Raw genomic sequence first — 6,312 nt, 5'->3', positions numbered from 1 at the left:
CATCAATATGATGCAGAAAAATACTTTTAATTTCCATACTTAAAACTTTTATATACAATCTTGTAAAGATATATTTTTTTTAAAATTTTTAAGATGTTTTTTACATAAGTGTATACGTCCCTACAAAACCGCCCGCACCACTTTTTAAAAGAAAATCTCCCCCACCCACATTTTAAACCAATTTACTTTTTTGTCCCTAGAATAAATTCTTCCATTTAAATCTATAGGCTAGCTTATAGTTTCTCAATGACTTTAAAGTGTGGCTACAATTGTTAGTTTAACTATGTACACTTTCTCAATCTTTGTAGCCTATAGCTTTTGCTATGATTGATCGTAAAGCTAAAGTCTTAGGACTATTGTGACTACAAGGAAAATAAATCTAAATAGGCATCTCTTCTATTCTTTTTTAGAACCACTCACACTAATTACCCACACTTATTCTGGCAGTCTAGAAAGATTGTGTTTAATGCTAATTCATTATCTCTAGACTTTATAAATCCAAGTTGACAGCTGTGATTTTAATAAGTCTATCTAAATGCTTTAGGTTAAACAAATGTTCAACTCAAAAACAAAAACAATGGTACGTATTATTGACTACAAACAAAGACACACAGAGAATGGTAGAGCATTCTTTGTATTAGAACTCTCAGGAGGTATTGAAATGGTAAAATCTACAACAACTAATCAGTTTTATGCCACCTCAAAAAAAGCATTTATTTCATCCACATTTGATGAGCAAACTTGTAAAGCACTTATAGGCACAGAAATGCCTGGTAGAGTTATAAAACAAGAATGTGAAGCTTATGAATACGTTGTAAAAGACACTGGGGAACTAGTTACTTTAACTCATAGGTTTGTATACAAGCCAGAAGAGTCAATCTCCACCAAAGAAGACAATGCTATTAAAAGACTTCTAGCAGATGAAAACACATTCTCAAAGAATGGGCATCACAAAGAAGAGTTCGCAATGTAAAATCTTAAATCCTTCCAATTCTGTTTCTATATCTATATAGTCTAGAAACAAAACAGGAAGGATTTTTTTATTTTTAGACCTATGGAAGTAGCAGAAATAAAAGTCTCATATTCAAACACAAATCTTGAAAGGATAAAAATCACTAGTAGCCAAGCTCTATACAGTCTGGTTTTAAAACAATGGAATCTAGATTTAATAGAATTCAAAGAAGAAGTAAAGATTGTACTTCTAAACAGAGCTAGTATTGTGCTAGGAATGCATGAATTGTCAAAAGGTGGTATTTCAGGGGCTGTTGTTGATATTAGAATCATTCTAGGAATTGCTTTAAAATGTAATGCCACTAGTATTGTGTTAGTACACAATCATCCCAGTGGAAATTTAGAACCTAGTGAACCAGATAAGTCAATTACACAAAGACTTAAAGAAGCTAGCAAATTATTAGATTTAAACCTACTAGATCATTTAATTATTACTAAAGAGGGATATTACAGCTTTAGTGACAATGGTATTTTATAAACCTAGCATTGTTCCATATCAAGCTAGTAGTTTACAAAAAGTAAAGGTGCAAGCGTGTTATTATCTGACCATATTTATCACAAATGCACTTTTTACTTTTTAGTCATCATATATTATTATAGCTAAATTTTGTTACTTTTGGCAAAAAAGCAATGTTATCTCTAAATGATCTTTTTAAGGATTTTAAAATAGATGAATTTACCCCATTCAAACTTGACTCTAAACTATCTAGCTTAGATCTTGATAAAGACATACTTCTATATTTTGATAGTGAAGACAATCATCATCTTGAGAAATACATACAAGACAATTACAGTCTTTTAAAATCTCAATTCACAGAGGTTGGAAAAAACTTTATTTACTTACCCAATGTTGAATATCCGGAGCTTTACACTACTGAAATTATTAAGTTTTATTTCCCTCAGATAGATGAAAAGAAACTTTCAGGGAGTATCACAGCTAATAACTTGATAAAGACGGCTGAAATATTCTTCAATGATACAACCTATATTAATGCTAAATCAAAAGAAGTACTAGATTACCTAGGATATAATGGCAGTATAAAGTCTGGCTATATCTTTTTTAACAATGAGAAGATTAGCATTATAGAGTGTGATAATAATTTAGGTTTAAAGCCATGCTTGAAATTACTTGATTACTTTAGTCTGCAAAAGGAAGAAAATGAAAGATTAGCTGAGGACATATGTTTTTCTCAAAGGGAATTTCTCGTAAAAGCTAACCCTTATAAAGACCTTGACACTGAAACAATAGATAAACTGAAACAAATTGAGAGTCAGTTAAAGGAGTTAAAAAGTAATGGACAACTGCTGTTTGCATTACCTATACTCAAGAAAATCATCTCTGACACAGCTAATGGTATAGACCTAGGTTCAGTAAGTAAAATACATATTGATGAAGATTTCAACATTAGACTACCACATTTTAATAACCTCGAGATTCCATTAAGTCATTTAACCAAAGCTGTATATATCCTGTTTTACAACCATCCAAAAGGGATAAACATAAAAGAACTACACAGGTACAAAGAAGAGTTGAAAGATTTCTATTCAAGTATATCAAATCAATCAGATTATGATAAGATGATGCAAAGCATAGAAGACTTAATAGACCCTAGTAGCAAAGCAATTTACACACATATCTCTAGGATTAAATCTGCCTTTTATAGGGGCATGGATGAAGTCTATGCTAAAAATTACATCATCACAGGAAATGGCTTTGGGAATGATATTAAAAGAATTCCAATCTTGGAAGAATTTGAAGAACAGCCCTTTTAAGGTTGCAAATTTGCAAGAGTAGAAGTCATGTGATATTAGGTTGTATGTTTGCTCCATAATCAATGAAGCACAAACCCAATGAAATCAAAATTATTAGTAGTATTTGGATTGGCAGTTACTGTATTGTTTGCTAACCCTAGTTATGTAAGTACAACATCAACAACAAACTTAGCCCTAGTAGAAACTAGCCAAAATTGTCATTATGGACAATGTAAAGCCATTGCAAAAAGCACAGGAAAACAATGTAAACATTGTATTTCTAATGCTGGCGATTTGTACTGCTGGCAACACAAAAGATAATACTACAAGTCCGTAGGAGTCTTTAATAGATCACTTAATTCAACTTCCAAAGCTTGACTAATCCTATAAAGAGTGTATAATGTTGGATTGGTTCTACCTGCTTCAAGCCTAGAGATATTAGTTGTATCAATATCCCCATCTATTTTTCCAACTAAATCTACTTGAGTTAAGCCTTTGCTTAATCTTAAGTCCTGGACTCTTTTACCAACATTTTTAAGCAAATCCGACTTATTCATACTTGACATATTTCACAAGTCAAATCAAGGAGTATATTTGCATTATACGAATGCCATATATGGCAATATGGGATTTAATTTAAGCCATCAATACGAAGTTTGATTAAACAATTAAATAGATATTCCCTCTTTAAAAAACTAGTTAGTTATTTCTAAATTAAATGCAGACTAAAATTATTATGAAATTAAAAATAGTTATTACATCAATACTTATTAGTTGCATAGGTTATTCTCAACAGCCAATTAATAAAAACAAGGGAAGGGAAAGATATACTGATCATCAGTATGATGGTTATAACGGAGGTCTTACTGGACAGGGGTTACAAGATTCTAGAGCAGAAACAGATAAAGCTTCTGTAGCTAAAACTAAAGCTTTAATGGATGAATGGGATAGAGATGAAGTACTACAAGCTAATCTAAAAGAGATACAAGAAGAAGAAGAAGCTAAAAAAGCTGTGGAGGATTCAATTAAAGAAGGAAAACATAAAGAAGCTTTAAGGGTTCAAGCTAAATTGGATCTTGTTACGAAACAACTAGAGTTAAAAAAACAAGAAAACACACATACTATAGAGAAGATTTTATCTTATTTCTTATTAGCAATTATCTTAATCGGATTATACTATATAATCCAAAAGATTAAAACATCAGTTAACTTCAGTCAACTTACCAATACATTCACTATGAAAGCCAAAAGGATAAACTTAAAGACACTCAAATTCAAGCTAAGTGATAAGGAAATTATTGCAATTTCAATTTCCCTTGGAATTATATCTGCTGTAGTTTTCGGAAACTATTTATATCCTAGTGTTTCACACTACACAGCATATACCAGAGGTACAGAATTTTCCAGAGGTGGACGTGCTTATGCTCATGCTTACCCTAGTTTTAATTTCCCACTTGGAATAATTTGTTTTATTGTCACTGGAGGAGTGACCTATTTTATTCTAAATAAGATAAAAAAAACAAAAACAATTTAGATTCAATTCTTGAACTCCAAAACAACCAACCTCTTAATTAGAGTGCATTAATAATTTGTTTTTCTTAGGATGCACCACATATAAATAACAGTTAAATACCCAATGAGATGAATTTCCGTTTACCCAAAATTGGTTGTGAATTAAACAATACGGATTTTAATGATTACCCAGACAGTGCAAAATTGCCTTTCTTAGATAATCTGCTAAACAATCAACCTCTAAAATTAGACTGCATCAATCATTGGCTATTGGATAACAGAGATAACTTCCATAGTGCATTAGAAGATCCAGAATCTTACCAATGCAAGAAATGGCACGAGGACAATTCTAAGTATTGCTTTTCCTGTAATTGTCCAACCCGTAAAGATGAGTGTGTTTTAAAAGAAACTTATATAAGGCTAGAGGAGTATGTACAAATTGTACGAAATGAGGATATTTATATAAAGCTACTTGAGCAATATCACAAAATCCAAAATAGCCAAATAGATGTGTTCAAATGGCTAACAGACAATAAGCAATACTTCAGAGAAAAACACATATATAGCTCTGAAATCCAAATTCGTATATCAATAGCCCCTTTCTATTATTATGAGATAATGATACTAGATAAAACTGAATTTCCTAACCTCTGGAAATTCAAAGATGTTTACAGAAAACACTATTATTCAGAAGAATATGAGAACTACACAAAGAATTAAATTCACTAATTAATTTTAATAACCTCGAATAAAAATATTACTAACAAATATTCACTAATTTAAATTCAAGTCTAAAATGAAAAAACTTATTACTCTATTTTTACTAGCAAGTATTACATTAGCTAGTTGCACATCAAAAGAAGATAACAATGACGAAGATAATACACCTTGCTTTACATATGTAAACTCTGAAATTAGTGAATGTGGTGTTGCAAAACTCCATTTCTATGAAGGCTTTGATACTACAACTGCTGAATTAATATGTTATCAAGCATCAAATAAGCCAAGTATATTTACACAAACTTTATCTATAGCATATCCCAAAGGGACTCATAAATTTCTTCTTAATGGAAACGCTGTAGATTTTAGCAATGTTCTTGATAACCGAATAATAGTAAATCTTAATGGTATTAAATATGAAATATCATTAAATAGCGGTGCTATTAAGCATAATGGTATTTGTAAAACGGCGTTCACAATCAAATCAGAAGATATGAGTGAAATGTATAATTATGCTTATATCTCTTATCCTAACCAACAATAAATAAATAGACAAAAACTTACACCAATACTACATTAGCTAGAATCAAATTTAACCACCCATAACAAGGTGGTTTTTTTATACCCATAAACTATGAAACAGATAGACATGCCTTTTAAACTAGGAATGCAGTATGATAACTGGGAATTTGATTTAGAAGTAATACAAGACAGAATTGAGTACTATGACAGCTATAAATATGTAGGCACTGAATTAAATAAGTTCCTAAGCAAACATGCAGATGAAACTGAACTTCTTTTTAGCCTAGACATATTAGAAGCTGTAGTCATAACCTTTGCAGATAAAAGTTCACAATTCTATAAAAGCATAAATCTTATTACTACTAGGAACAAGGAAGAGAAACATCATTTTTGTATTGAAGAATTTACTAAATTTGACGCTCAGATATCCTGTATCTACAAAAGCAAAAACATATATATTATTTACGCTAGCAACAGCTTAATTAAAGAGCTAGTAGGAAGTATTAGGTAAAAAATGGATACAAATAGGCATACACAAATTTTTAAAGCTTGTAAAGTACTGGTATATGGGCCTGAAGCGTCACAGGTTCGAGTCCTGTTCCCGCTACTAGAAAAGCTTCAGAGAAATCTGAAGCTTTTTTTATGCCCTAAAATCAAGGGATGTACTTTTCGGGCATGGACAAATCCGCGCCATTGGGGTTTATTTGCAATTAATTAACTGATATACGTCATAATATTTATGTTATTATCTAATTAATTTTATATTTACGCTATAACAATAAATAGTTTAAATAT

8 protein-coding genes are annotated in these 6,312 nt (G+C 30.9%); 7 read left to right on the top strand and 1 reads right to left on the bottom strand.

The features are described 5' to 3' along the window. Positions 1-577: 577 nt before the first annotated feature. The 3 genes from B0E44_RS14745 (at position 578) to B0E44_RS14735 (ending at position 2,784) form a co-directional block, all read left to right on the top strand. Positions 578-973: a hypothetical protein gene (locus B0E44_RS14745; protein ID WP_077376851.1), complete on the top strand. Its 396-nt coding sequence runs from the start codon at positions 578-580 to the stop codon at positions 971-973. Between the two features lie 81 nt (positions 974-1,054). Beyond that, a complete protein-coding gene (locus B0E44_RS14740) occupies positions 1,055-1,489 on the top strand; it encodes a JAB domain-containing protein (protein ID WP_077376847.1) in 435 nt (144 codons plus the stop codon). A 152-nt stretch (positions 1,490-1,641) separates the two neighbouring features. Continuing rightward, the gene (locus tag B0E44_RS14735; protein WP_077376844.1) at positions 1,642-2,784 is read left to right on the top strand and encodes a hypothetical protein; all 1,143 of its coding nucleotides are present in this window, start codon (positions 1,642-1,644) and stop codon (positions 2,782-2,784) included. A 302-nt stretch (positions 2,785-3,086) separates the two neighbouring features. Here B0E44_RS14735 and B0E44_RS14725 read toward each other — a convergent pair whose 3' ends face one another. Further along, a complete protein-coding gene (locus B0E44_RS14725; protein WP_077376838.1) occupies positions 3,087-3,320 on the bottom strand; it encodes a helix-turn-helix domain-containing protein in 234 nt (77 codons plus the stop codon). Positions 3,321-3,499: 179 nt separating this feature from the next. On the opposite strand from B0E44_RS14725, the gene B0E44_RS14720 reads away from it, so the two are divergent. The 4 genes from B0E44_RS14720 (at position 3,500) to B0E44_RS14705 (ending at position 6,028) form a co-directional block, all read left to right on the top strand. Beyond that, positions 3,500-4,297: a hypothetical protein gene (locus B0E44_RS14720; RefSeq protein ID WP_124019345.1), complete on the top strand. Its 798-nt coding sequence runs from the start codon at positions 3,500-3,502 to the stop codon at positions 4,295-4,297. A 107-nt stretch (positions 4,298-4,404) separates the two neighbouring features. Continuing rightward, the gene (locus tag B0E44_RS14715) at positions 4,405-4,995 is read left to right on the top strand and encodes a hypothetical protein (protein WP_077376833.1); all 591 of its coding nucleotides are present in this window, start codon (positions 4,405-4,407) and stop codon (positions 4,993-4,995) included. Between the two features lie 76 nt (positions 4,996-5,071). Further along, positions 5,072-5,539 carry a hypothetical protein gene (locus tag B0E44_RS14710; RefSeq protein WP_077376830.1) on the top strand — a complete coding sequence of 156 codons (468 nt, stop codon included), beginning with the start codon at positions 5,072-5,074 and terminating at the stop codon, positions 5,537-5,539. Positions 5,540-5,629: 90 nt separating this feature from the next. Continuing rightward, positions 5,630-6,028, top strand: a complete 399-nt coding sequence (locus B0E44_RS14705) for a hypothetical protein (protein ID WP_077376827.1) — start codon at positions 5,630-5,632, stop codon at positions 6,026-6,028. The last annotated feature ends 284 nt before the right edge of the window (positions 6,029-6,312 follow it).

Source organism: Flavobacterium sp. A45, from assembly GCF_002001005.1.
Classification (GTDB): domain Bacteria; phylum Bacteroidota; class Bacteroidia; order Flavobacteriales; family Flavobacteriaceae; genus Flavobacterium.
Note: the sequence above shows the minus strand (reverse complement) of the source record. Positions and strands in the feature narration are given on the sequence as shown.

What these genes read in the sequence shown, in the direction of transcription:
- B0E44_RS14715 (WP_077376833.1), top strand. Translation starts at nt 4,405, where the DNA reads ATGAATTTCCGTTTACCCAAAATTGGTTGTGAATTAAACAATACGGAT.
- B0E44_RS14745 (WP_077376851.1), top strand. Translation starts at nt 578, where the DNA reads ATGGTACGTATTATTGACTACAAACAAAGACACACAGAGAATGGTAGA.
- B0E44_RS14725 (WP_077376838.1), bottom strand. Translation starts at nt 3,320, where the DNA reads ATGAATAAGTCGGATTTGCTTAAAAATGTTGGTAAAAGAGTCCAGGAC.
- B0E44_RS14720 (WP_124019345.1), top strand. Translation starts at nt 3,500, where the DNA reads ATGAAATTAAAAATAGTTATTACATCAATACTTATTAGTTGCATAGGT.
- B0E44_RS14740 (WP_077376847.1), top strand. Translation starts at nt 1,055, where the DNA reads ATGGAAGTAGCAGAAATAAAAGTCTCATATTCAAACACAAATCTTGAA.
- B0E44_RS14735 (WP_077376844.1), top strand. Translation starts at nt 1,642, where the DNA reads ATGTTATCTCTAAATGATCTTTTTAAGGATTTTAAAATAGATGAATTT.
- B0E44_RS14705 (WP_077376827.1), top strand. Translation starts at nt 5,630, where the DNA reads ATGAAACAGATAGACATGCCTTTTAAACTAGGAATGCAGTATGATAAC.
- B0E44_RS14710 (WP_077376830.1), top strand. Translation starts at nt 5,072, where the DNA reads ATGAAAAAACTTATTACTCTATTTTTACTAGCAAGTATTACATTAGCT.